The sequence below is a fragment of the Pseudoxanthomonas sp. USHLN014 genome (genome assembly GCF_037153335.1).
GTDB classification, from domain to species: Bacteria; Pseudomonadota; Gammaproteobacteria; order Xanthomonadales; family Xanthomonadaceae; genus Pseudoxanthomonas_A; species Pseudoxanthomonas_A winnipegensis.
Window position 1 is genome coordinate 457,301 of the sequence record NZ_JBBCKO010000003.1, and the last position, 24,957, is coordinate 482,257.

Consider the following 24,957-nt stretch of genomic DNA (forward strand, 5'->3'; position numbering starts at 1 on the left):
GCCGCCGTCATGTCGCCTGCCTCTTCTCCCGCCGCGTCGCGCACCGCGCTGTGGCAGCTGCTGATCGCCGAGGTGCTGATCGGCTCGGTCGGTGTGTTCGTGCACGAGAGCGGGCAGGACCCGGTGACCGCCGTGTTCTACCGCTGCCTGTTCGGCGCGGTGTTCCTGCTGGCCTGGGGCCTCGCGCGCGGTCATCTGCGCGGCGTGCTGCGCGACCGCGTGCTGCTGCGCGGTGCGGTGATCTCCGGGGTGCTGCTGGTGCTCAACTGGGTGGCGCTGTTCGCCGGCATGGCGCGCTCGTCGATCGGCGTGGCCACGCTGGTCTATCACTTCTTCCCGTTCGTGATGCTGATCCTGGCGGCGCTGCTGCTGGGCGAGCGCACGCGGCCGGCGGATTGGGGCTGGACCGCGCTGGCGTTCGTCGGCGTGGTGTGTTCGGCCGATCCGCTGCGGCTGCTGCAGCATGTCGATGCCGGATACCTGGCCGGCATCGGGCTGACCCTGTTAGGGGCGGTGCTTTGCGGTGCGTCCCTGCTGATGTCGCGCAGCGTCGGGCGCCAGCGGCCGTTCGCGGTGGTCACCATCCAGTGCTGCGTCGGCTCGGTGATGCTGGCGGGCTTCTCCTCCGGCACCGCACTGCACTTGGGCATGCACTGGGCCTGGCTGGTCGGCCTGGGCGTGATCCACAGCGGCATCGTGTATGTGCTGTTCTACTCGGCCTACCGGCACCTGTCGGTGGCGACCATCGCGGTGATCGCCTTCGTCTATCCGCTGGTGACGCTGGTGCTGGACTACGCGCTCTACGGGCACCGGCTGGATGCCGTGCAGCTGCTCGGCGTGGCGCTGATCATCCTCGGCACGCTGGGCGTCAACCTGAAGTGGCGGCTGCCTTCGCGCCGCGCGGAGCCGTTGGATGCAGTCCGGTAAACGCCGTCGGCAATGCTTCAACCGTCGTTCCCGCGTTCGCGGGAACGACGGATTCCTGTTGGCGGTTCCAGTGGCGCCCGCCCCAGGAAAAAGAAAGGCCGCGCATGGCGCGGCCTCTCGCAGCCTTGGCGGTGCGCCATCAGCGCACGTCGTGCAGCCGCCAGCCGCTGCCGGCCAGCAGGCCCAGGCGATGCTTGAGTACCTCGCTCGGCAGGCTTGTGTCCACCACCAGGTCGATGTGTAGGTCGTCGATCTTGCCCTGCACATGCGCGGCCGGGTCGACCGCGCCCAGCGAGGGCGGCACCTGGTCCGGCTCGTCCTGCGCGTCGCGCCAGCGGGCGAACAGCACGTCGGTGCGCAGCGCATCCTGCAGCTGCTGCGCATAGCCCTCGGCGCTGCTGGAGGTGAAGCTGAACTCCGGCTCCGGCCCGCGCGCCTTGTCGGGGTCAGGCAGGGCGATGTAATAGGTCGTCATGGGTGTTCCCTCCGCGGTGGCATTGAGGCGCAGCCTAGGACGGCGCGCGTCAGCGCCCCGTGTTCAGGCCGAGAAGATGTGCGGCGGCGCGGCGAAGCCCACGCCCAGCGCGCCCTTGCCCACGTTGACCATGCCGGTCAGGCTCATCACCGACTCGTACAGCCGCACTCCGTGTTCCTCGCAGGTCTGGCGCAGGCGCGCATGGCCGGGCAGGGCGTGCAGCTCGGCCAGTTCGCCGCCATAGCCCAGGTTGACCACCGGCGTCAGCAGTCCCTCGCGCACCTTTTGCCCGGTGAACTCGAACAGCTTCTGCGCCGAGGGCTCGAAGCCCTTGAGCTTGGCCACCGGCTCGGTCACGCCGCGGTAGGCGCGCAGCACCGGCTTGATGTCCAGCGCGCTGCCCAGGGCGGCGCTGAGCAGGCCCACGCTGCGGTCGCCCTTGGTGCGGGCGCGGGCGCGCAGGTAGTAGAGATCGCGCGGAATCATGTAGCCGTAGGTGTTCTCGGCCAGCGCCTCCAGCGAGGTGCGGATCCTGGCCACGCTCTCGCCGGCATCGCGCAGCCGCACGGCCTCGATCGCGGCCACGCCCTGGCCTGCGAACACGTTGAGCGTGTCGATCACGCGCAGGGCGAAGGGCGAGGTGTGCCCGGCCGCCTGGCGGATCGGCTTGTAGTCGTTGAGGATCGCGAAGCTCGCCTGCATCGCGTTGTCGTGGATCTGGCTGCGCAGGCGCGAGATGGTCAGGCAGAACACGTGGTCGTAGTCGATCGCCAGCCGCTGCAGGAACAGGTCGCGGATCTGCACCACCGAGAACGGCATGGTCTCCGCCTCGTGGCCGCGCTCGGCCACATGCGTGCGCAGGAACTCCAGCGTGGCCTCCTCGTCGCGATGGTCGGCCAGGATGGCATCGCCGATGCGCACCGTGATTGGCAGGACGACGAGGTTGTGTTGACGGATGAAGTCGGCGGGCAGATCGCACGCCGAGTCCACCACGATCCCGATCCGCATGCGCTTTCCCCTTCGAAAGCCGGCGTGAGCCGTGTTGCCAGGTCTTGTGATGATGTTGCGGCGCGTCACGTCGATCCGTGGCGGCGCCCTCCCGGCGCGCATTGTGGACGATCCGGTCACGGCAAAATTGCAGGACGTTTCGCACTTGTCGAACCCCAGCGGCTGCCAGGCGACGCATGACGGCCTTGTCAGCCAACCGGGCGGGCGCGGCGGGTTTGCACGTCCCGTTCATCCCCGCTTCTTATGCTCGCCGTTCCATCCATCCCGTTGAGGCAGGCGGCATGTCCAGGCGCAAGCAGGCAGGCGAGGCAGGTCAGGTGAGGCGCCGCGCATGCCGGTGAAGCGCAAGCCGAGCCGGCAGCAGGAAGTGGTGGAGTTCTGGCGCCAGGCCGGGCCGGAGCGCTGGTTTGCGAAGAACGAATCGTTCGACGCCAACTTCCGCACCCAGTTCCTGGCCGATCACCACGCCGCCGCGCGCGGTGAGCACGAGGACTGGCTGCACAACGCCGAAGGCGCGCTGGCGCTGTTGGTGCTGCTGGACCAGTTTCCGCGCAACGCCTGGCGCGACAGCGGCCATGCCTTCGCCACCGACGGCCTGGCCCTGGCCTACGCCGCGCGCGCGCTGGATGCCGGCCATGACCAGGCCACCGAGCTGGCGCTGCGGCCGTTCTTCTATCTGCCCTTCAGCCATGCCGAGGACGCGGCGCTGCAGGCGCGGGCGGTGGCGCTGTTCGAGTCGCTGGGCGACGCCAAGCATCTGGAGTTCGCGCATGCGCATCAGGCCGTGATCGCGCGCTTCGGCCGCTTCCCGCATCGCAACGCCGCGCTGGGCCGCACCAGCACGCCCGAGGAACAGGCCTGGCTGGACGCAGGCGGTGGCTTCTAGTCTCGGGAGTGGCCTTGTGGGCCTTGCGAGCAACCGTCTCTCCCAATCACGTCGCGGCCCCTTGTAGAGCGGAGCTCGCTCCGCTGGGGCTTTTCCATGATCCGACCGAAACGCCTTGTAGAGCGGAGCTCGCTCCGCTGGGCCTTCCCCGCGATCCGACCGAAACGCCTTGTAGAGCGGAGCTTGCTCCGCTGGGCCTTCCCCGCGATCCGACCGAAAAGCAGCGGAGCAAGCTCCGCTCTACAGAAGGGGGCGAGGACCGCTCCCTTGAATCGATTCACCCAAACGACAACACGCCCCAAGCGGGGCGTGTCGTGTGGGCCATGCGCGCGTACGGATCAGTAGCGCGGCACGCTCGGATCGACGTCGTTGGACCAGGCCTCGATGCCGCCGGCCACGTTGTGCACGTTGGAGAAGCCGAGCACGCGGAACTGTTCGGCGGCCTGGTGGCTGCGCCCGCCGGCGTGGCACAGGAACGCGAGCTGCGTGTCCTTGGGCAGGGCCTCCAGCTCGGCACGGCCGTTGCCGTCGAAGGTCTTGAACGGCACGTTGACCGAGGCGATGGCGCGCTCGTCGGCCGGACGCACATCCACCAGCAGCAGCTCGCCGGCGGCGACCTTGGCGGCGGCCTCGGTCACCGAGAGCTGATTGACCGGGCGCGGCGCGTTCGGGTTGTCGATGGCCAGGCCCTTGCCGCGGATGTCGTCGACCCAGTCGATGGTGATGCCTTCGGCGCGGCGCGCGCTGGCCAGGTCGAACTGGATGCGCACGCCGTTGGACTCGGCGGCGATGGCGTTGGCGTCGAATGGGCCCAGCTGGAAGTTCGGCTGGAACTGCGCGTCGATGGACAGCACCAGCGCCGCGCTGCCGCCGGCGTCGGCCACGGCATTGGCCAGCATCTCGGCCGCGGCCGGGGTCACGGTGATCGACGGCGGGGTGCGGTCGGGCGCGGCCACGCCAAGCAGCGCGGCCAGTTCGCCGGAGTTGGTCATCTGCTCGATGATGTCGCTGCCGCCGACCAGCTCGCCATCGACGTACAGCTGGGGGATCGTCGGCCAGTCGCCATAGACCTTGATGCCCTCGCGGATCTCCTGGTCGGCCAGCACGTTGACGTGGGCGTAGTCCACGCCCAGCGTGGACAGCGCGCCGACCGCCTTGGCCGAGAAGCCGCACTGCGGCATGGTCGGCTGGCCCTTCATGAACAGCACCACGCGGTTGGACTGCAGCAGGGAATCGATGCGCGAACGCAGGGCGGGATCGAGGGACATGAGGGCTACCGGCGGGTTGGACGACAAGAAAGGAGAGGAATTTTACCCGCGTGGCATGATGCGCGGGATGGAGCCCGAAGCAACGCAGCATCGCGCCACGCCCAGGCCCTACTTCAGGTTGGGGCTGCTGGCGCTGTCACAAGTAGTCGCCCTGGCGCTGTGGTGGCTGGTCGGCTGGCCGCTGGGCCTGACCGTGCTGCTGGTCAGCCATGGCGCGGTGCTGTGGTCCACCTTCCACCCGCGCTCGCAGCTGTTCTGCCCGGCGCTGGTGCGCCTGCCCGGCGCGCAGCCCCGGGTCTGGCTGACCATCGACGACGGCCCCTCCGACGACACCCGGCCGATGCTGGACCTGCTGGATGCCCACGGCGCCAAGGCCACCTTCTTCGTCGTCGGCGAGCGCGCCCGCGCCCGACCCGAGCTGGTGCGCGAGATCGTCCGCCGCGGCCACGGCCTGGGCAACCACAGCGACAGCCATCCTCAGGCCGCGTTCTGGCGGCTGGGGCCGGCCACGCTCGAACGCGAGATCGCCGCCAACCAGCGCAGCCTGACCGAACTGGCCGGCGCGCCGCCGCGCTGGTTCCGCTCGGTGGTCGGCCACACCAATCCCTTCATCGCACCGGTGCTTGCCCGCCACGGCCTGACCCGCGTGGCCTGGAGCGCGCGCGGCTTCGACGGCGTGCGCTGCACGCCCGACCAGGTGCTGGCGCGCCTTGTCCCCGACCTCAAGCCCGGCGCCATCGTCCTGCTGCACGAAGGCGCCACGCACGGCCACAACGTGGAGATCCTGCGGCGCGTGCTGGAAGCGCTGCGCGCGCGCAGCCTGCGTGCCGAACTTCCTTGATCGCACGTTGCTACCAAGAGCGACTCGGTTGCGCCGGCAAGCATTCTTGACAGCGTTTTAACGCGAGCGGACCATGCCGCGCTGAAGCCAGCGACCGGCGGCGACTTGCCTACAAGGCCCGATGCCCAGCCAGCTGCCGTCCACGACGGCATCTCCCACCGGTCCCGAGGCTCTCGACGATGTCCCATCGCTGCTGCCCTGCGCGCCTCGCTGCGCAGGTCGTTTCCGTACGTTCGCTGTCCCGTTCGCTGCTGGCCATGGCCTGCGCCTGGCCGCTTCTGGTGGCCGCCCAATCCGTTTCCCAACAAGCAGTCGATCTGGATCGCCTCAAGGTGGAGGGCCATCGTGGCGACGCCACCGAAGGCAGCGACTCCTACACCGCCGATCTCGCGCGCAGTTCGGCCAAGCTGGCGCTGTCGCTGCGCGAGACGCCGCAGTCGGTGGTGGTGATCAGCCAGCAGCAGATCATCGATCGCGACCTGCATACCTTCCAGGACGTCACCGACGCGGTTGCCGGCTTCAATTCGCCGACCTGGGATACCGAGCGTACCTACATCAGCGCGCGTGGGTTCGAGATCGACTATTACCGGGTCGACGGCATCCCGACCCAATACACCGGCGATGTGCAGCAGAACCTGGCCATCTACGACCGCGTGGAGATCGTCCGCGGCGCCAATGGCCTGACCACCGGCGCCGGCAGCCCGGCGGCGTCCATCGACCTGGTGCGCAAGCATGCCAACAGCGATGTGTTCACGGGCAATGCCAGCCTTTCCGCCGGAAGCTGGGATCGCTATCGCGGCAGCGTCGATGTGCAGTCGCCGTTGAACGCGGCCGGCAACGTCCGCGGCCGCGTGGTGGCCAGCTACGAGGACAAGGATTCGTTCCGCGACTACTACAGCAAGACCTCCGGCCTGCTGTACGGCATCGTCGATGCGGACTTCAGCGATGCCACCCACGGCTACGCCGGTGTCAGCAAGCAGCGCAACGACGGCCGGGGCACCACCTGGGGCGGCGTGCCGGCCTGGTTCAGCGATGGCACGCGCACCCACTTCTCGCGCTCGGATTCGTTTACCCCGCGCTGGGCGCGCGGTGTGGCCGACACCACCAACGCGTTCGCCGGGCTGATCCATCGCTTCGAAGGCGGGGCGCAGCTGCACGTGGAGTATTCGCACCAGCGCTTCGAGACCGACTGGAAGTCGGTGCTGTACGGCTACTACGGTTATCCGGACCGGATCACCGGTTTGGGCCTGGACAGCATTTACGGCGGGGATTACCCCACCTACACAAGGCAGGACAGCCTCGATGCCTACGTCAGCCTGCCGCTGACCTGGTGGGGGCGCGAGCACGAGATCGTCGCGGGCGCGACCTGGACCGATCGCAATGTGCGCAGCTGGTACAACCTGCCGCTGCAACCGCTGGTGGCCGAAAGCGTCTACGCCTGGACCGGTACCATGCCGCAGCCGGCCTGGACGCCGCTGCAGAAGGGCAGCGAGAACGACGTCCGCCAGGTCGGCGTCTATGCCGCTGGCCGCTTCAACCTGACCGACGACCTGAAGGCCATCGTCGGCGCCCGCATCAGCGACTGGAAGAACACCGACCGGCTGGCGCCGGCCAGCTCCTACGCCAAGCGCGGCCGCACCACGCCGTATGCCGGCCTGATCTACGACCTGGACGCGCATCATTCGCTGTATGCCAGCTACACCAGCATCTTCAATCCGCAGAACAACCGCGACCGCAACGGCCGCTACCTGGAACCGCTGGAAGGCAACAACTACGAGATCGGCGCCAAGGGCGAGTACTTCGGCGGGCGGCTCAACGCCGGGCTGACCCTGTTCCGCATCGAGCAGGACAACTTCGCCGTGGCCGATCCAGGCCAACGGGTGCCGGGCACCACCGATCAGGCCTATCGCGCCGCCGACGGCACGGTCAGCCAGGGCGTGGAGTTCCAGCTCGATGGCGAGCTGTCCGAGCAATGGCGCATCAGCTTCGGCTGGGCGCAGTTCGATGCCGACGACGCGCAAGGCAAGGACGTCAGCCCGACCAGCCCGCGCCGCGAGGCCACCGTGTTCACCACCTGGCAGACCGGCCCCTGGCGGGTCGGCGGTGGATTCAACTGGCAGTCGTCGTTCTACGAGCGCGGTGTCGGTCCGCAGGGCAACACGCTGCGGCTGGAGCAGGGCAGCGTGCTGCTGGCCAGCCTGATGGCCCGCTACGAGATCAACCAGGCGCTTTCGGCGCAGCTCAATGTGCGCAATCTGTTCGACCGGCACTACTACGCGAACGTCACCTATCAGACCCAGTGGATCTACGGCGATCCGCGCGATGTGGAGCTGACCCTGTCCTGGCGGTTCTGAGCGGCCGGCATCGCGTGCGGACCTCGCCGTCCGCGTGGACGGGCCTGGCGCGCGCAGCGCGCCCAGGCCGGCTCAACCGCGGCGCTGGGCCACGATCAGCCAGTTGTTGAACGGCGTGTTGCCGTACAGCGGGACGAAGCTGGCGCTCAGGCCGGCGCTGGTCAGGTGGTGCTCCAGGCTTTCGCGCGTGGGATAGCGCTTGGGCACTTCCTGCATCCAGCCGGTGAAGTGCGCCATCAGGTCGGTGATCCTGGAGGTGCGGCCACGCCCGCTGTCGTCGCCCAGCGCGCTGCGGATCACCAGCTTGCTGTCCGGCGCGAGCATGCGCGCGGCGTGCTGCAGCATGCCGGCCTGCACGTGTTCGGGCAGGTACTGCAGCATGTCCAGGATGCACACGTTGCCGCGGTGCTCGGGCCAGCGCGCGGCCAGGTCGACCACCTCGAAGCGGGCGTCGTGCAGGCCGTTGCGTCGCGCGATCCGGCCGGCGCGCGCGATCTTGTCCGCGTCGATGTCCACGCCGTAGTAGCGGCGCGGCTGTCCGTCCGCGCGCAGCGCGTGCGCCAGCAGGCCCAGGCCGCAGCCCAGGTCCAGCACCGGGCCGGGCGCCTCGCGCAGCGCGGCCAGCACGCCGGGATAAAGCGGATCGGTGCGCAGCTTGATGCGCGTGTAGTAGTAGTCGTGACGATTGCCCCAGGGCCGGCGTGGCAGGAAGGCGCGGGCGATGGCCAACGCTTGCTGAGGCGGCATGGGACGGGTGGCTTCGCTCACGTCGATCCTTCGGCGCAGGGGCGGGAGCGCGCTAGGCTAGCGCATCCCGGGCGGCGGGAAACGCGCGCTGCATCCACAGCCGATACATCGCGCCGGAGGGATGCAGGCCGTCGCCGACCAGCATCGCAGCTTCGGCCCCCTGCTGGCGACTGACGGTGGTGACATCCACGAACGCCACGTGCCGGCGCTGGCAGGCGAGCCGGGCCTCGCGGTTGAACGCATCGATCTGCGCGGCGATCTGCGCGACATCGCGCCCGGAGGCGGCCGCGAACGGGGTCACGCTCCAGTCCGGAATCGACAGCACCACCACGCGCCGCGCGCGCCCACCGGCCAGCGCGATGGCGTGCTCCAGCAGGCCCTGGAACTGTCGCAGGTACTCGTCCAGCGGACGACCGCGATACTGGTTGTTGACCCCGATCAGCAGCGTGACCAGGTCGAAGCCCGGCGTCGGCGCGGCCCGATCGATCGCGGCCTGCAGCTCGTCGGTGGTCCAGCCGGTGGTGGCGATGATCTGCGGATCGTCCACGCCCAGCCCGTCGGCGCGAAGCGCGCGGGCCAGCTGCACCGGCCAGCGCTCGCTGTCGGCCACGCCCTCGCCGATCGTGTAGGAATCGCCTAGCGCCAGATAGCGCAGGCCGTGCGGCGCGATGCTGCCCGCCGCCGGGCGCACGCCGGCCATGGCGGTCAGGCCGCGGCCGGCCGCGACTTGGGCTTGAGCGGCACGACCTTGGTGGCCGCCTCCGCGCGCTTGGCCAGCGCACGATCGATGCGCGTGAACACCTCGCGCATGGCCACCGCATCGGGCAGCAGGGTGACGCGGAAGTGGTTGCGGTAGGGCACGTTGAAGCTCGAGCCCGGCACCACCAGCACGCCCTCGTCCTCCATCAGCTCCAACGCGAATGCGTAGTCGTCGAAGCCCTTGGCCGCATCGCCCACAACCGCAGGGAACGCATACAGCGCGCCGGCCGGCGCGCACAGCTTGAGGTGTTCGCTGGCCGTGCAGGCCTCGACCACCGCGCGGCGGGTCTCGTACAGGCGGCCGCCCGGCGCGGTGAGCGCGCTGATGGTGTCCGGGCCGTTGATGGCCGCTTCCACCGCGTACTGGCCCGGGACGTTGGCGCACAGGCGCAGCGCGCCCAGCAGGTCCATGGCGTGCTGCAGCGGGGTGATGCGCTGCGCGTCGCCGGACAGCAGCGCCCAGCCCACGCGCCAGCCGCAGGCGCGATGCACCTTGGACAGGCCGGAGAAGGTGATGCACGGCACCTCGCCGGCCAGCGGCGCCAGCGGCTCGAAGGTGGCCCCGTCATAGAGGATCTGGTCGTAGATCTCATCGACCATCAGCAGCAGCTGATGCTTGGCGGCGATGGCGACGATGCGCTTGAGCAGCTCGCGCGGGTAGGTCGCGCCGGTGGGGTTGTTGGGGTTGATCAGCACGATGGCGCGGGTGCGGCTGGACACCAGCGTCTCGATCTCCGACGGATCGGGCAGGAAGCCGTTGGCGGCATCGCACTGGTAGTACACCGGGCGGCCGTCGTTGAGGATGGTCGCGGCCGACCACAGCGGATAGTCGGGCGAGGGCACCAGCACCTCGTCGCCCGGGTTGAGCAGCGCGCGCAGCGACAGGTCGATCAGCTCGGACACGCCGTTGCCGATGAACACCCGGTCCGGATGCGCGTCGGGCGTGTTGCGGCGCGCGTAGTAGGCGGCCACCGCCTCGCGCGCGGCCGGCAGACCCTGCTGGTGGGTGTAGGGGTCGGTGCGGCCCATGTCGTCGGCGATCGCGTGCTGCAGATGCTCGGGCGCGCGGAAACCGAACGCGCCGGGGTTGCCGATGTTGAGCTTGATCAGCTTGCGGCCCTGGGCCTCCAGCTCGCGGGCTCGCCGGGCCAGCTCGCCACGGATCTCGTAGCGGACTTCGGACAGGCGTTCACGGATGGCGAGGGGCTTGACGGGAGCGGAGGACATGGCACTGGCGCGTGGAGGTGAAAAAACGACCAAAGCATACGCCTGATGGCCCGTGCTGCGGGCGTTTCAGCGGAAACCATGGCCGCCGGCCAGGCCGCTCGCCTGCGGCGCCGACGGGCCAGCCCGTAGAATCGCCGCCATGACCGATGCTGTCTTCGACGATGCCGACCTGCGGCGGATTGGCTGGCCCTGGCCTGGCGCGCCCGAGGACCCGGCGTGGCGGGCGCTGATCCAGGCCCATCCCGGCGCCCGGCCGGCGCGGGTGATCGAGCAGCATCGCTCCGGCTACGTGGTCGCGCGCGGACTGCTGCCCGAGCAGACGCTGCGGCCCGAGTCCCTGCCGGACTGGCAGCGCCCGCGCTTCCCCGCGCACGAGCGCCCCGCGGTGGGCGACTGGGTACTGGTGGAGGAAGACAAGCGCATCGTCGCCCTGCTGCCGCGGCGCACGGCGATCAAGCGCGCCGCCGCCGGTGAGCATTACCACCAGCAGGTGATCGCGGCCAATATCGATGTGGTCTTCATCGTCTGCGGGCTGGACGCCGACTTCAACCCGCGCCGCATCGAGCGCTATCTGATGCTGGTCGGCGGCGGGGGCGTGCAGCCGGTGGTGGTGCTGACCAAGGCCGACCGCACCGAGTACGCCGAGGACGCGCTCGAGGTGCTCGCCGACCTGGCCGCGCAGGAGGTGCCGCTGCGCACGGTCAACGCCAAGGACGCGGCCAGCGTGGCGCAGCTGCACGGCTGGCTCGGGCCGGGCCGCACGGCGGTGCTGGTGGGCTCCTCGGGCGCGGGCAAGTCCACGCTCACCAACACGCTGCTGGGCGTGGAGAAGATGAAGACCAACGCGGTCCGCGAGACCGATTCGCGCGGCCGCCATACCACGACCCACCGCGCGCTGATCCCGCTGCCCTCCGGCGCCTGCCTGATCGACACCCCCGGCATGCGCGAGCTCAAGCCCACCGGTGAGGAAGACCTGGCCGAGGGCGGTTTCGCCGACATCGAGGCGCTGGCCGCGCAGTGCCGGTTCCGCAACTGCGCCCACCAGGGCGAACCGGGCTGCGCGGTGCAGGCGGCGATCGAGGCCGGCGAGCTCGATCCCGGCCGGCTGGCCAATTACCTGAAGCTGCAGGAAGAGGTGACCACCGCGGCGGCCAAGCTGGCCAAGCGCGTGGCCGAGCAGCAGGGCAAGACAGGGCGGCGTCCCACTGGGAAGCCGTCCCGCCGCTAGACCGGATCGCGATCCGCCTGCTGTCCCTTTTCCAGCATCTGGCGCAGTCGGCTGCGTCGCTGCTCGAGTTCGGCGATCTGCCGCTCGATCGAGGCCAGTCGCCGGCGCTGCACCTCGGTCGTCTCGGAGCAGGCCGCCGCGCCTTCGATCATCCGCATGCAATCGGGAAACTCGCGGATCTCGGCCAGGCTGAAGCCTGCCCCGATCAGGCGCTGGATCTGCCGGACCTGGGTCACGGCCAGGGCGGAGAACACGCGATAGCCGTTCTCGGCGCGGACCGACGACAGCAGCCGATGGTCGTCGTAGTGGCGGATCGAGCGCAGGCTGGCGCCCGTCTCGCGGGCCAGTTCACCGATGGACAGGTTGGCTTGGGGACGGGCCTTGGGCATGGGCGAACGCTAGCACAGGCCGCGCTTGACTCTCACATCAGTGTGAGGCTTGAGACTGCGCGCCTCCCAGGCATCGATGAGGATTCGCCATGCTTTCGTCCAGGCTTCACCGCGCGCTCGGCGCGCTGATCGTCGGGCTCGCGCTGTTGATCGGCGCGCCGGCCGCGCTCGCCGCCACCAGGCAGTACATCGTCTCCGCGCCGGACGGCGTGGCGCTGGCCGTGCAGGAATCCGGCGATCCCGAGGGCGCTCCGGTCATCTTCATCCACGGCCTGCTGGGCAGCCGGCTGAACTGGGACAAGCAACTGCGCGACCCCCAACTGCAGCGCCATCGGTTGATCACCTACGACCTGCGAGGACACGGCCTGTCCGGCAAGCCCACCGACACCGCGGCCTACACGGACGGGCGCCGGTGGGCCGACGACCTGGCGGCGGTCATCGCGTCCACGAAGGCGCGCAGGCCGGTCCTCGTCGGCTGGTCGCTGGGCGGTGCGGTGATCTCGAACTACCTCGCCGCCTACGGCGACGACGCCATCGGCGGTGCGGTCTATGTCGATGGCGTGATCGAGCTCAAGCCCGAGCAGCTCGTGGCGCATCCGGACGTCTATCGCGACATGGTTGCCGCGGACCTGAAGACCCATCTGCAGGGCGAACGCGCCTTCCTGCGGCTGTGCTTCCACCGGCAGCCGGATGCGGACACCTTCTCGCTGCTGCTCGCCAATGCGGCGCTGGCGTCGTGGGAGATGCAAAAAGCCGTCCCGTCGATGACCGTCGACGCCGCCGGCGGGTTGGGCCGGGCCAAGGTCCCGGTGCTGCTGCTCTACGGCGCGCGCGACGCGCTGGTGAAGGCCGAGCCGAGCATCGCACGCGCCAAAGGGCTCAATCCGCGGATCCGCAGCGTGCTTTACGCCGAGTCCGGCCATGCGCCGTTCCTGGAAGAACCGGACCGCTTCAATCGTGACCTGCTCGCGTTCATCCGCTCGGCCGCGTCCGGCTCGACTGGTCGAGACTGAGGAGGGGTTGAGCTCGGCGACCGCTGGCCCACGGCGTGAGGTGCGACCGAAATCCGACAGCGCGGCTGCGACCGTGTCTGCCCTACTCGAGGCCGAGGGCTGGACATGTCCGAACACGGAACGCCGCCGGCGGTCGCCAACAAGGTCGCCGCGGTCACGCTGGGCTTCTGGATCCTCAAGATCCTGGCGACCACGCTGGGCGAGACCGGCGGCGACTGGCTCACCATGACGCTCGGGCTGGGCTATGGGCCCGGGGCCTTGCTGCTGCTGGGCCTGTTCGCGCTGACCCTGCTGGCGCAGCTGCGGGCGCGCGGCTTCCATCGCGGGCTGTACTGGGTGGTGATCCTGTCCACCAGCACCGCGGGCACGGCGATGTCGGACTTCCTGGACCGCACGCTGGGGCTGGGCTATCTGCGCGGCGCGCTGCTGCTGGTGGCGCTGCTGGGCGGGGTGCTGGCCGCCTGGTACCACAGCGAGGGGCATCTGTCGGTGCAGCGCATCGCCAGCCGCCGGGCTGAGGGCTTCTATTGGATGGCGATCCTGGTCAGCAACACGCTGGGCACGGCGCTGGGGGATTTTCTGGCCGATTCGTCCGGCCTGGGCTTCGCCGCCAGCGCCGGGCTGATCGCGGCGGTGATCGCCGCCACGGCGCTGGCCTACCGCTTCACGTCCGTCAGCCGGGTGCTGCTGTTCTGGATCGCGTTCGTGATGACTCGGCCGTTCGGTGCGACCTTCGGCGACCTGCTGACCAAGCCGGCCGCCCATGGCGGCCTGGAGCTGGGCACCGGCGGCGCCTCGCTGGTGCTGGCGGTGCTGCTGGTGACCGGGCTGCTCGTGCAGGGACTTGGCGGCCGGACGCTCAGCGCTCCGAATGCCCGCTCTCGTCGTGGTCGCGCGGGTGGAACAGGTCCGGCCGGATCAGCGCGATGAAGGCCCGCGCCTGCGGCGAGAGATACTTGCCCTTGCGCACCACCACGCCATAGCTGCGCGAGGGGAAGTATGCGCTCAGCGAGCGCGCGGTGATGCGGCCGCGGTCGGCCTCGCCCAGGCAGATCGAGCTGACGATCGACAGGCCCATGCCCATGGCCACGTACTGCTTGATCACCTCCCAGCCGCCGACCTCCAGCGCGACGGTGTACGGCACGCGCGCCTGCTGGAAGGTCAGGTCCACCAGCCGGTAGGTGATCTGCCGGCGCGGCGGCAGGATCAGGCCGTAGGGCGAGATGTCCTCCAGGGTCACCTTGTCCTTCTTCGCCAGCGGGTGGTCGTGCGGGGTGATCAGCATCGGCTCGAAGCGGTAGACCGGCTCGTAGCTCAGGTCGGCCGCGACGTCGACCATCGAGCCCACCGCCAGGTCGACCGCGTCCTGGCGCAGCAGGTCGGTGCCGTCGGCGCTGATGGCGTTGTGCAGGGTCAGGCGCACCTCGGGGTGCTCGCGGCGGAAGGCGTCCACGATCCGCGGCAGCAGGTAGAGGATGGTCGAGCTGTTGGCGGCGATGTTCAGCTCGCCGGCGTCCAGCCCGCTGACCTTGTGGCGGAAATCCGAGGCCAGCGAATCCACCCCTTCGACCAGCGGCTGGGCCATCTCGTACAGCAGCTGGCCCTCGCGGGTGGGGGTCAGGCGTCGCCCGCTGCGCTCGAACAGCCGCGTCCCGTACTCCCGTTCCAGCGCCTGCAGCTGCAGCGAAATGGCCGGCTGGCTGACGAACAAGGCCTCCGCCGCCCGCGAAACCGAGCCCAGACGCACCACCTGGCAGAACGCGCGCAGTGGTTTGAGTCGATCGGATTTGTAGGAAAAACGCGGGGTTACGTTCGCTGGCATGGGTCTGAATCCGTTCTCATGAGCAGAACTTATGAATTGAATTGATAAAACTAAGTTGTCAAATACTAACCCCCGGAGCACGGTGGCGGCCCAGCTGAAACGACGAGGAACACCGCCATGTCCGCCACCGCCTTCGCCCTGTCGCCCACCGCCCGCGGCGCCACGCCCGGCCTGGCGCTGACGGTCCGGGCCCCGGGCCAGGACGCGCTGCTGCCGGCCGGCCTGCTGGGCCTGCTGACCTCGCTGCACCGGGCCATCGAGCCCGAGCGCCAGGCCCGCCTGGCCGCCCGCGCCGCCCGCCAGGCCGCGTTCGACGGCGGCGCCCTGCCGGACTTCCGCGCTGACACCGCGCAGATCCGCCAGGGCGACTGGACCGTGGCACCGATTCCCGCCGCGCTGGCCGACCGTCGCGTGGAGATCACCGGCCCGACCGACCCGAAGATGGTCATCAACGCGCTGAACTCCGGCGCCAAGGTGTTCATGGCCGACTTCGAGGACTCGACCTCGCCGACCTGGGTCAACCTGCTGACCGGCCAGCGCGCGCTGATCGGCGCGGTCGATGGCGATCTGACCTTCCAGGCGCCGGCGGCCGGCGACAAGCCGGGCAAGCGCTACACGCTCAAGCCCGCCGACGAGCAGGCGGTGCTGATCGTGCGTCCGCGCGGCTGGCACCTGGACGAGAAGCACGTGCTGGTCGATGGCGCGCCGATCGCCGGCGGCCTGTTCGACGTGGCCACCTTCGCCTTCCACAACGCCCGCGCGCTGCAGGCCAGGGACCGCGGCCCGTACTTCTACCTGCCCAAGCTGCAGTCGATGGAGGAGGCGGCGCTGTGGGAGACCGCGCTGTCGCACATCGAGGCGACCCTGGGCCTGCCGCAGGGGCAGATGAAGGTCACCGTGCTGATCGAGACGCTGCCGGCGGCCTTCGAGATGCACGAGATCCTGTACGCGCTGCGCAGCCGCATCGTCGGCCTGAACTGCGGCCGCTGGGACTACATCTTTTCCTACATCAAGACCTTCCGCGCCCACCCCGACCGCGTGCTGCCCGAGCGCGGCCAGGTCACCATGACCCAGCCGTTCCTGAAGGCCTATTCGGAGCTGCTGATCCAGACCTGCCACCGGCGCGGTGCGCACGCGATGGGCGGCATGGCCGCGCAGATCCCGATCAACAACGATCCGGCGGCCAACGAGCAGGCCATGGCCCGCGTGCGCGCCGACAAGCTGCGCGAGGTCACCGCCGGCCACGACGGCACCTGGGTCGCGCACCCGGCGCTGATCCCGGTGGCGATGGAGATCTTCGATGCGCACATGCCCGGCCCCAACCAGCACGGCGTGGCCCGCGCCGATGTGCACGTCGGCCGCGACGACCTGATCCGCCCGTCCACCGGCACCATCACCCGCGCCGGGTTCGAGGGCAATGTCGAGGTCTGCGTGCGCTACCTGGCCGCCTGGCTGGATGGCAACGGCTGCGTGCCGATCCACTGGCTGATGGAGGACGCGGCCACCGCCGAGATCTCGCGCACCCAGATCTGGCAGTGGCTGCACACCGACGGCCTGCACCTGGACGACGGCACCGCCATCGACCTGGCGCTGCTGGAGACCACGCTCAAGCGCCTGCCCACCCGCCTGGGTGATGCCGCGCTGCCCGGCGCGACCAAGGTGCCGCAGGCCATCGCCCTGCTGGACCAGCTCTCGCGCAGCGACACGCTGGCCGAGTTCCTGACCCTGCCGGCCTACGCGCAGATCGATTGAAGCCGGGTTTGGGCTTCGGATCGAAGAAGCCCATCCAGCCCTTACACGCATTCCGCTTGCACCCCATTCGACGGGCATCCGTCAACGACCGGAGAAGCACCATGAGCACTCGCCAGGAACAGATCGACGCCCTGCAGAAGGACTGGAACACCAACCCGCGCTGGAGCGGCGTCAAGCGCAACTACAGCGCCGCCGACGTGGTCCGCCTGCGCGGCAGCGTGCAGCCCGAGCACACCCTGGCCAAGCGCGGCGCCGAGCGGCTGTGGAAGCTGGTGAACGGCGAGGCCAGGAAGGGCTATGTCAACGCCTTCGGCGCCATCAGCGCCGGCCAGGCGATGCAGCAGGCCAAGGCTGGCCTGGAGGCGGTCTACCTGTCCGGCTGGCAGGTGGCCGCCGACGGCAACACCTCCGAGACCATGTACCCCGACCAGTCGCTGTACGCCTACGACTCGGTGCCGACCATGGTCCGCCGCATCAACAACACCTTCCAGCGCGCCGATGAGATCCAGTGGAAGAACATCTGCGACGGCAAGCTGGAAGAGAAGGACGCGATCGACTTCTTCCTGCCCATCGTCGCCGACGGCGAGGCCGGCTTCGGCGGCGTGCTCAACGCCTACGAGCTGATGAAGAACATGATCATCGCCGGCGCGGCGGGCGTGCACTTCGAGGACCAGCTGGCGGCGGTGAAGAAGTGCGGCCACATGGGCGGCAAGGTGCTGGTGCCCACCCAGGAGGCGATCCAGAAGCTGCAGGCCGCGCGCCTGGCCGCCGACGTGCTGGGCGTGCCGACCATCGTGCTGGCCCGCACCGATGCGGAGGCCGCCAACCTGCTGACCTCCGACTTCGATCCCAACGACAAGCCCTTCGTCAACGGCGAGCGCACCAGCGAGGGCTTCTACCGCGTCAGGAACGGCCTGGAACAGGCCATCAGCCGCGGCGTGGCCTACGCGCCGCACGCCGACCTGGTGTGGTGCGAGACCGGTACCCCGGACCTGGGCTTCGCCCGCGAGTTCGCCCAGGCCGTGCATGCGGCCAGCCCGGGCAAGCTGCTGAGCTACAACTGCTCGCCCTCGTTCAACTGGAAGAAGAACCTGGACGACGCGACCATCGCCCGCTTCCAGGACGAGCTGTCGGCGCTGGGCTACAAGTACCAGTTCATCACCCTGGCCGGCATCCACATCAACTGGTTCAACACTTTCAAGTTCGCCCACGACTACGCGCGCGGCCAGGGCATGAAGCACTACGTCGAGCAGGTGCAGCAGCCGGAGTTCGAGGCCCGCGAGCAGGGCTACACCTTCGTCAGCCACCAGCAGGAAGTCGGCGCCGGCTACTTCGACGACGTCACCACCGTCATCCAGGGCGGCAGCTCCAGCGTGACCGCGCTGACCGGCTCGACCGAGGAGGAGCAGTTCTACGAACACAAGGCGGCCTGAGCTTTCGCGCCTTGATCCAGGCAGGACGCGCCCGGCACCGGCGCGTGCGATGAACCTTGAGAGGAGCGGCGTTGCGCAGGCGACCCTCGCGAGCAGGGGCGCGAGGGTCTGGCGCGACGCGGGCTGGGAGGCCCCGCCCTCGATCAAAGACATTGCACGCGCTGGCGTCGGGTGCTTTGGCAACACCCGCGGCATCGCTTCAGCGTCATCGAACACCCACCAGCGTCGTTCACCCACTGAGAAAGGTGCGCCATGCTTCGAGCCCGTCACGACAACCGCTATCGCGGCCAGGATGCGTTGATGTTCCGCGGGGATCGCCCCGGCATCGCCATGCTGGCCTCCATGCTGGATCACCTGGCCTCCAGTCCGCGCCCCGACGCGGTCGGTCGCCGCCATGCCATCCCCGGCGTGCCCAACGTCAGCCTGGAGGTGACCGACTCGGTCTCCCGGCTGATGCTGGACAGCGCCTGTCCCACGCCGTTCGTGTGGCAGCTCAAGTGGGCCGACCTGGCCGACTGCGGCGCCAGGCTCGGCGCACTGGCCGGCGAAGCCCAGGGCCAGCTGCGCATCCAGGGCGAGCGCGACGACCTGCAGCTGGTCCTGGCGATGGGCGAAGACGCCTGACCCGAGGCACAGCCTGGGGCGACATGATCCGGGTGGGAGCCGCCATGGCGGCGATGGGGCTTTCCCAATAAAGCCCCTCGCCGGCAATGGCCAAGAAGGCCACAAGGGCGGTTCCCACCTGTAGAGCGGAGCTTGCTCCGCTGGGCCTTGCCGATGATCCGGTCGAAACGCAGCGGAGTCCCCAGAAGGGGATTGCCACAAGCTCCGCTCTACAAGGAAGCCGCTGCTTGACCTTAGAGACAGTTGCTCCCATCAAGCACGCCCGCCATCGGTCCTTGTGACTTCAGGCACGCGCCTGCATCCGGCGGCCGCGCGGAAGCTGGCTGCCAGTTGGCAGACAGGACGTTCGAGAAGATGCGCAAGCGATGGCAGGTGGTAATGCTGGCGTGCCTGGCGCCTGCTGCCTGGGCGCAGCAGGCGAATACGCCCGCCGACAAGGCGCCGCAGACCCAGGCTTCTGCCGAGAAGGTGCTGCAGACGCCTGCCGACAAGCCCCAGTCCGACCCTGCGCAGCAAGGCCGGCACGACCGCCGCCCGCACGTGTCCTCACGCCAGTGCGGCCTGGGGACCGACTTCAACGTGCTGGCCGACAGCGGCGGCATCTGGCTGTACCGCGACAGCGGCTCGCCGCGCGAGATCTTCTTCCACGGCGGCGAACTGAGCGTGGACCGCAAGCTGCGCCCGGTCAGCGCCGCCGATGCGAAGCGGCTGTGGCAGATGGAAAGCCAGGCCCGCGCGCTGATGCCGAAGGTGGCCGGGCTGGCCAACGAGGTGGTCGACCTCAGCTACGACGCGCTGGGCGGCGTGATCGAGATCATGACCGGCAGCTCCTTCAACGCGCGCAAGATCGCGCGCATGCGCACCCAGGCCCATGGCTATGTGGATGGCACGCTGGGCAAGGGCCGTTGGGAGCAGGACGCCTTCGGCGGCAACTTCGAGCGCTACGTTGAAGACCAGGCCGAGGCGTTCAAGGGCAGCATCGCCCGGCACCTGCTGTTCCAGATCTTCACCGGCCGCAGCGAAGCCATCGAAGAACGCGCCGACCACTTGTACGGCGAACTGGACAATAAGCTCGAAACGCGCAGCGAGGCCATCGAGGCCCAGGCCGAAGCGCTGTGCGACCAGGTCGATCAGCTGCGCGCGCTGCAGGACGCGCTGGAGTTCCGCTACGAGGGCAAGCCCCTCCAACTGCTGGAGCCGATCGAGGGCCACGCCGCCGCCGATGCGGCGGAAGACGCCGAAAAGCGCGACGCGCCGGACCACAGCGAGGATGCCACCTCGAAGCAGCCCGCTGCCGCGCGCGAAGACGCCCCGCGCGACACCACCATCAAGCCCCGAGCCGTCCCTCATCCTTGACCGCGCGACCTGTGGGAGCCGCCACGGCGGCGATGGGCTCTCTCGAGGACCCCTCCTGACGCCAGGGTTTGATGCCACCGCAACTGCAGCGACGAAAGAGAACTGCAGCGACGAACGAGATACCGCGCTCGCTGTCCTGCTCACGCCGCATCGACCTGCGGCGTCATCGCCTGCTGGCGATAGCCCAGGGCCTCGGTGAGATGCGCGGTGGTGATGTCTTCGCTTTCGGCCAGATCGGCGATGGTGCGGGCCACGCGCAGCGTGCGCTGCATGGCGCGTGCGGACAGCCGCATCTGATCGATCGCGCGCTCCAGCAGCGCCTGGTCGGGCGGTGCCAGCCGGCAATGGTTGAGTGTCTGCGCCTGATCCAGGCGTGCGTTGAGCACGCCGGCGCGCTGCAGCTGTCGCGCGCGAGCGGCGGTGACGCGTTCGCGCACGGTGGCGCTGTCTTCGCCGGCCGGTGCGTCGGGGCGCAGCGCCTGCGGCGGCACGCGTGCGACGTCGATCTGCAGGTCGATCCGGTCCAGCAGCGGGCCGGAGATGCGGCCGCGATAGCGGGCGATGCGCTCGGCCGTACAGCGGCAGCGGCCGTTAGCATCGCCGGCCCAGCCGCAGGGGCAGGGATTCATCGCGGCCACCAGCTGGAACCGCGCGGGGAACTCGGCACTGCGCGCCGCGCGCGCGACGGTGACTGTGCCCGACTCCAGCGGCTCGCGCAGCACTTCCAGCGCACGCCGGTCCCACTCGGTCAGCTCATCGAGGAACAGTACGCCGTGGTGGGCCAGCGAGACCTCGCCGGGTCGAGGTAGCGCGCCGCCGCCGATCAGCGCCACCGCGCTGGCGGTATGGTGCGGACTGCGGAACGGGCGCTGCCGCCAGCGCGCCGGATCCAGCCCGCGGCCGCTGACCGAGGCGATGACGGCGCTCTCCAGCGCTTCGTCCTCGCTGGCCTCCGGCAGCAGGCCGGGCAGGCGCGAGGCCAGCAGCGTCTTGCCGCAGCCGGGCGAACCGACGAACAGGAGGTGGTGCCCGCCGGCCGCGGCGACTTCCAGCGCGCGTCGCGCATGCAGCTGGCCGCGGACATCGCGCAGGTCCGGCACGGGCCAGGGCGTGACCGGCTCGGCCACCGCCATCGCCGGTGCGCGCGTGCCGCACAGCATGGCGCAGACCTCCAGCAGGGTGCGCGCGGTGCAGGCCTGGCCGGTGGCCACCAGCGCGGCCTCGGCGCCATTGCCCGCCGGCACGATCAGGCGCCGGCCCGCGTCGCGCGCGGCCAGCACCGCCGGCAGCACGCCATCGATGCTGCGCAGCTCGCCGGTCAGGCCCAGCTCGCCGACGAATTCCCAGCCGGCCAGGGCCTGGCGGTCGAGCTGGCCGCTGGCCGCCAGGATGCCCAGCGCGATCGGCAGGTCGAAGCGGCCGCCGTCCTTGGGCAGGTCGGCCGGCGCCAGATTGACGGTGATGCGCCGTGCCGGGAACTCGAACTGCGCACACAGCAGCGCCGCGCGCACCCGGTCGCGGCTCTCGCGCACCGCCGCCTCGGGCAGGCCGACGATGTGCGTGGCCGGCAGGCCGCCGGAGAGATGCACTTCGACCTGCACGCCGGGCGCCTGCACGCCGCAGCGCGCCCGGCTATGGACCAGGGCCAGACTCATGGGGACGCTCCGTGTCCGCCGGAAGGGGAGAACCGTTAGCTGCGCGGGGCGACGCGCGCCTCCAGCGCGGCCAGTTCGCGCTCCAGGGCGTCGAGCTTCTCGCGGGTACGCAGCAGCACGGCGCGCTGCACCTCGAACTCCTCGCGCGTGACCAGGTCCAGCTTGGCCAGGCCCGACTGCAGGGCGCTCTTGAAGGTGCGCTGCAGGTCCTCGCGCGATTCGCGCAGGCCAGGCGGCACCAGCTCGCTCAGGCGGCGGGCGAGGTCATCGAGGGGGTTGAGATCGATCATGGCAGGCTCCGTGGGCTCGTGGCCAAGGTCGCATGCGCCCTGCGCGCGCCACCATCGGCCGGGCGCGCGCCGGCGGGTCGGAAAAGTCCGATGCCGCGCGGGCCGGTTCGCGCACATTATCGTGGAAGGACCGTTCGTTAGCGGTCACGCGCCAGAGGCGACGGTTCCGATGCGGCCCGGCCGCGGGCTGGTCTCAACTGCCGCAGGACGTCTCAGCGAGGTCGAACGCCATCTGCGGGAGCAAGCGCCCCGGGACCGAGCCGCTTGGGACCAGGCCGATCCTGACGGCACCGAAACGGGCGTAGAACGGCTCGGCGCCCGGATCGGCGTCGAGGACGAGGCGCTCGAATCCAAGGGCCGCCGCATCGCGAAGCGCGTTCTGCAGCAACAGCCGTCCGCATCCGGTGCCGATCGCGGATGGATCGACGAAGAGCGCGCACAACGCCCCGATGGGAGGCGTTCGGCCGATCAGGCTGAAGCCGAGGATCCAATCGTCGTCCGCGCCGGCGACCCAGAAGCGCCCGGATGCGCACGCTTCCGCGCTCCAGGAAAGTTCGGCGTGGCAGGCTTCGAGGAACTGCGGCGAGTAGCCCCAGTATCCCTTCGAGCGCAACGCCAGGGCCGACAGGGCCTGATGGTCGGCGCCCACCGCCCACCGGAGTTTCGGCGGCTTACGCTGCTCGATGTTCGAGGCCGCTATCTGGGTCATGGGTCCGAAACCCGGCGCGATCGCATCACCATTGCGGCGTTGGTCAGCGCGATCGCCAGCCGCCGTCAGGCCGACCCGAGCCGCTGGGCGCGATCAGGACGATGCCGGCGACGAGCTCCCACAGGATGATCGTGTAGACGCTCCCGCGCTCCCAGAGGCCGTCCGCCACGGCCGCGATCCCGAGCGCGTTGTGCGCAAACAGCCCGACCAGCGAGAGAAGACCGAACGCGGCGATGGCGATGCTGAAGCCGCGGAACCAGCGCCCGCCGATCGCGAAGCCTCCGGCCGCCGCGGCCAGGTTCCCGCAGATGATCGCGAATGCGGCGCCGATGCCGTGGAAGACGGCCATGCCGGACTGGATGGCCTGCTGGCTGCCGGGCACGGCTGCCACGAGCACGATGCCGAAGGCGTGCAGCGCCGACAGCGTCACCCAGAGCGTCGTCTTGCGCGGCCTGCGCGTCAGCGCGCGGGCGGCCAGCAGGGCCGCGATCAGGAAGAAGACGCCCTGCAGGACGAAGCCGGTGTTCATCACCCAGCTCAGCGGCGAATCGAGATGCCGGCCGTCCACGACGCCCACTTCGGGCACGCCGAGGTCGCTGATGTAGTTGGTCGCATAGCTGTAGCCGGGAAACGCGGTGGACGCCACGTATTCCGCGGCCACGTAGATCACGCCGGCGGCGATCCACAGCGCGCCGGCGAGGCGTCGAGCGGCGCGGGACGGCTGTGGCTCGGGGACGGATGCGCGTGCTTTGTCGTCCGTCGCGACCGCGGGATGTTCCTGCCTTCTGTTCACCGGATGGTCCTTCGAATGCGGCGATCTCGCCATCATCTCAGGACCGCGGTGAGCGCTGCGCGGTGCAGACCTGCGCGGGCTAGCGCTCCTTGCAGGAGCAGGTTGGGCATCCGCTGAAGCAGGCGGGGCGCCGCCTGGCGGTGATAGACGCGCAGTCGACGTGGAAGGGCATATCCGATCGGCAGGGGCCCCGCGCAAAGCCCCCTGCAAGTCGGCGTCAGGCAATAGCTCAGCGACGGCTGCGTGCAGCCTGGCAAGCAGGCGTCTTCTCTATCCAGCCCGACACCAACTGATGCTGGAGGCAGGCTCGCAATCACTGGCCCGCGTCTTTCCCGCTTGGGCGCGTTCGTTCATGGAGCGGGCCTGAAATTCCGAGGACGAGCCCCGCCGCGCAGGGCGGCGGGCGCTGGGCTCAGGCCTTGCTCCAGGCGTAGAAGCGCTTCCAGCCGTTGCGCACGCCGCTCACCCAGGGGCGCTGGGCGACCACGCGTGCGCGCATGCCCGTGATCTCGCGCCCGGTCAGGCGGCGCTGGATCTTCAGCGCGTTGGCCAGGTCCGAGCGGCGCAGTTCGCGCAGCAGGGGCAGGCGCATCATCCAGCGCGGCAGGCGCATGGCCGAGGCGTAGTCGAGCAGCACCAGGGTGCCGCCGCTGACCATCAGATTGGAGGTGTGCAGATCGTTGTGGGTGATGCCGGCGGCGTGCAGCTGGGCGATCATGGCGCGCAGCTGGCGGAACACCGTCTTGCCGGCGTCCATCGCATCGCCGCCCAGGACGGTGCCGGAGACGAATTCCATGCCCAGCAGCAGGCCGCCGGCCGTGCCCAGCAGCATCGGCGCATGGCGCCAGCCGGCCAGGTGCCGGAGCATGCGCGCCTCGCGCCAGACCAGCAGCCGGGCCAGCAGGGCCATCGGCGTGCCGGCATAGCGGCGGTAATCCTTGACCACCACCGGTCGGCCCTCGTAGGGCGTGACGTAGACGTCCGGTTCGAGGACGCGCTCGCCGCGCTTGAGCAGCTTGGCGGTCGCCGGCAGGCGGGCGCCGGGGTGGAAGGGGAGCAGGGCGGTATTCATAAGTCGGTTGCCTCGCGCGTGGGCCGGTGGAACTCCGGGGACCAACAGCTGCGGAATTACTGAACTTTTTGGTTCGGCAAACAATTCTAACGGCTTTCCGACATGAGGGTGTAACGAAATTCCGACAGAGACTGTTCCGCTGGAGGGGGTGATCGGGCGAGCTCCGAAGCGCCAAACGTCCGCCTGGGGCCACGAGGGCTCGGTAAGCCGCGGCCTCCTTGTAGAGCAGAGCTTGCTCCGCTGCTTTTCGTTCGGTTCGCGGGGAAAGCCCCAGCGGAGCAAGCTCCGCTCTACAGGTAGGAGCCGCCATGGCGGGGAGGGCTTTCCCA

Annotated in this window: 24 protein-coding genes; 11 read left to right on the forward strand and 13 right to left on the reverse strand. The window is 69.7% G+C overall.

The window, feature by feature from the left end:
* Positions 1-9 precede the first annotated feature (9 nt).
* A complete protein-coding gene (locus WFQ05_RS08935; protein ID WP_337053506.1) occupies positions 10-927 on the forward strand; it encodes a DMT family transporter in 918 nt (305 codons plus the stop codon).
* 139 nt (positions 928-1,066) lie between these two features.
* On the opposite strand, the gene WFQ05_RS08940 is transcribed toward WFQ05_RS08935, so the two are convergent.
* Together WFQ05_RS08940 and WFQ05_RS08945 are read right to left on the reverse strand one after the other, a co-directional pair.
* On the reverse strand, positions 1,067-1,402 hold the full coding sequence (locus WFQ05_RS08940) for a hypothetical protein (RefSeq protein ID WP_130525173.1): 336 nt from the start codon (positions 1,400-1,402) through the stop codon (positions 1,067-1,069).
* Positions 1,403-1,465: 63 nt separating this feature from the next.
* Positions 1,466-2,410: a DegV family protein gene (locus WFQ05_RS08945; protein WP_337053507.1), complete on the reverse strand. Its 945-nt coding sequence runs from the start codon at positions 2,408-2,410 to the stop codon at positions 1,466-1,468.
* Positions 2,411-2,741: 331 nt separating this feature from the next.
* Here WFQ05_RS08945 and WFQ05_RS08950 point away from each other — a divergent pair, with 331 nt between their 5' ends.
* Complete coding sequence (locus WFQ05_RS08950; RefSeq protein ID WP_337053508.1) at positions 2,742-3,296, forward strand: DUF924 family protein; 555 nt, start codon at positions 2,742-2,744, stop codon at positions 3,294-3,296.
* A gap of 338 nt (positions 3,297-3,634) precedes the next feature.
* On the opposite strand, the gene grxD is transcribed toward WFQ05_RS08950, so the two are convergent.
* Entirely contained in the window at positions 3,635-4,564 is a 930-nt protein-coding gene (grxD, locus tag WFQ05_RS08955; RefSeq protein ID WP_130535454.1) for a Grx4 family monothiol glutaredoxin, read from the reverse strand.
* 67 nt (positions 4,565-4,631) lie between these two features.
* Here grxD and WFQ05_RS08960 point away from each other — a divergent pair, with 67 nt between their 5' ends.
* Both WFQ05_RS08960 and WFQ05_RS08965 read left to right on the forward strand, forming a co-directional pair.
* On the forward strand, positions 4,632-5,405 hold the full coding sequence (locus WFQ05_RS08960; RefSeq protein ID WP_337053509.1) for a polysaccharide deacetylase family protein: 774 nt from the start codon (positions 4,632-4,634) through the stop codon (positions 5,403-5,405).
* A 179-nt stretch (positions 5,406-5,584) separates the two neighbouring features.
* A complete protein-coding gene (locus WFQ05_RS08965) occupies positions 5,585-7,759 on the forward strand; it encodes a TonB-dependent siderophore receptor (protein ID WP_337053510.1) in 2,175 nt (724 codons plus the stop codon).
* A 72-nt stretch (positions 7,760-7,831) separates the two neighbouring features.
* On the opposite strand, the gene WFQ05_RS08970 is transcribed toward WFQ05_RS08965, so the two are convergent.
* Genes WFQ05_RS08970 through WFQ05_RS08980 form a run of 3 tightly spaced genes read right to left on the reverse strand, consistent with a single transcriptional unit; the run spans position 7,832 to position 10,492 of the window.
* Positions 7,832-8,506 carry a class I SAM-dependent methyltransferase gene (locus WFQ05_RS08970; RefSeq protein WP_337053575.1) on the reverse strand — a complete coding sequence of 225 codons (675 nt, stop codon included), beginning with the start codon at positions 8,504-8,506 and terminating at the stop codon, positions 7,832-7,834.
* Positions 8,507-8,558: 52 nt separating this feature from the next.
* Positions 8,559-9,206: an SGNH/GDSL hydrolase family protein gene (locus WFQ05_RS08975; protein WP_337053511.1), complete on the reverse strand. Its 648-nt coding sequence runs from the start codon at positions 9,204-9,206 to the stop codon at positions 8,559-8,561.
* A gap of 5 nt (positions 9,207-9,211) precedes the next feature.
* Positions 9,212-10,492 carry a pyridoxal phosphate-dependent aminotransferase gene (locus WFQ05_RS08980; RefSeq protein WP_337053512.1) on the reverse strand — a complete coding sequence of 427 codons (1,281 nt, stop codon included), beginning with the start codon at positions 10,490-10,492 and terminating at the stop codon, positions 9,212-9,214.
* Positions 10,493-10,631: 139 nt separating this feature from the next.
* On the opposite strand from WFQ05_RS08980, the gene rsgA reads away from it, so the two are divergent.
* The gene (gene rsgA / locus WFQ05_RS08985; protein WP_130521728.1) at positions 10,632-11,720 is read left to right on the forward strand and encodes a ribosome small subunit-dependent GTPase A; all 1,089 of its coding nucleotides are present in this window, start codon (positions 10,632-10,634) and stop codon (positions 11,718-11,720) included.
* On the opposite strand, the gene WFQ05_RS08990 is transcribed toward rsgA, so the two are convergent.
* Entirely contained in the window at positions 11,717-12,109 is a 393-nt protein-coding gene (locus tag WFQ05_RS08990; RefSeq protein WP_337053514.1) for a MerR family transcriptional regulator, read from the reverse strand. The genes rsgA and WFQ05_RS08990 overlap by 4 nt on opposite strands.
* An 89-nt stretch (positions 12,110-12,198) precedes the next feature.
* Here WFQ05_RS08990 and WFQ05_RS08995 point away from each other — a divergent pair, with 89 nt between their 5' ends.
* The gene (locus tag WFQ05_RS08995) at positions 12,199-13,122 is read left to right on the forward strand and encodes an alpha/beta hydrolase (RefSeq protein ID WP_337053515.1); all 924 of its coding nucleotides are present in this window, start codon (positions 12,199-12,201) and stop codon (positions 13,120-13,122) included.
* Positions 13,123-13,227: 105 nt separating this feature from the next.
* Entirely contained in the window at positions 13,228-14,052 is an 825-nt protein-coding gene (locus tag WFQ05_RS09000; RefSeq protein WP_337053516.1) for a hypothetical protein, read from the forward strand.
* Here the strand turns inward: WFQ05_RS09000 and WFQ05_RS09005 are convergent.
* Entirely contained in the window at positions 13,982-14,944 is a 963-nt protein-coding gene (locus tag WFQ05_RS09005; protein WP_130521732.1) for a LysR family transcriptional regulator, read from the reverse strand. The genes WFQ05_RS09000 and WFQ05_RS09005 overlap by 71 nt on opposite strands.
* 117 nt (positions 14,945-15,061) lie before the next feature.
* Between WFQ05_RS09005 and aceB the strand changes: the two genes are divergently transcribed.
* From aceB to WFQ05_RS09025, 4 genes are all read left to right on the forward strand, one after another.
* Positions 15,062-16,696 carry a malate synthase A gene (gene aceB / locus WFQ05_RS09010; protein ID WP_337053517.1) on the forward strand — a complete coding sequence of 545 codons (1,635 nt, stop codon included), beginning with the start codon at positions 15,062-15,064 and terminating at the stop codon, positions 16,694-16,696.
* Positions 16,697-16,797: 101 nt separating this feature from the next.
* Positions 16,798-18,129 (forward strand): isocitrate lyase, encoded by a 1,332-nt coding sequence (gene aceA / locus WFQ05_RS09015; protein WP_337053518.1) that lies wholly within the window; start codon positions 16,798-16,800, stop codon positions 18,127-18,129.
* 252 nt (positions 18,130-18,381) lie between these two features.
* Positions 18,382-18,753, forward strand: coding sequence for a hypothetical protein (locus WFQ05_RS09020; RefSeq protein ID WP_130525160.1), 372 nt, complete (start codon positions 18,382-18,384; stop codon positions 18,751-18,753).
* A gap of 354 nt (positions 18,754-19,107) precedes the next feature.
* Entirely contained in the window at positions 19,108-20,109 is a 1,002-nt protein-coding gene (locus WFQ05_RS09025; RefSeq protein ID WP_337053520.1) for a DUF2884 family protein, read from the forward strand.
* 140 nt (positions 20,110-20,249) lie between these two features.
* Here the strand turns inward: WFQ05_RS09025 and WFQ05_RS09030 are convergent, their stop codons facing one another.
* From WFQ05_RS09030 to WFQ05_RS09050, 5 genes are all read right to left on the reverse strand, one after another.
* Positions 20,250-21,764 carry a YifB family Mg chelatase-like AAA ATPase gene (locus WFQ05_RS09030; protein ID WP_337053521.1) on the reverse strand — a complete coding sequence of 505 codons (1,515 nt, stop codon included), beginning with the start codon at positions 21,762-21,764 and terminating at the stop codon, positions 20,250-20,252.
* 35 nt (positions 21,765-21,799) lie between these two features.
* Positions 21,800-22,054, reverse strand: a complete 255-nt coding sequence (locus WFQ05_RS09035; RefSeq protein WP_130521742.1) for an accessory factor UbiK family protein — start codon at positions 22,052-22,054, stop codon at positions 21,800-21,802.
* Positions 22,055-22,247: 193 nt separating this feature from the next.
* Complete coding sequence (locus WFQ05_RS09040) at positions 22,248-22,763, reverse strand: GNAT family N-acetyltransferase (RefSeq protein WP_337053523.1); 516 nt, start codon at positions 22,761-22,763, stop codon at positions 22,248-22,250.
* 43 nt (positions 22,764-22,806) lie between these two features.
* Positions 22,807-23,556, reverse strand: coding sequence for a DUF998 domain-containing protein (locus WFQ05_RS09045; RefSeq protein WP_337053524.1), 750 nt, complete (start codon positions 23,554-23,556; stop codon positions 22,807-22,809).
* Between the two features lie 412 nt (positions 23,557-23,968).
* A complete protein-coding gene (locus tag WFQ05_RS09050) occupies positions 23,969-24,628 on the reverse strand; it encodes a kinase (protein WP_130535469.1) in 660 nt (219 codons plus the stop codon).
* Between the last annotated feature and the right edge of the window lie 329 nt (positions 24,629-24,957).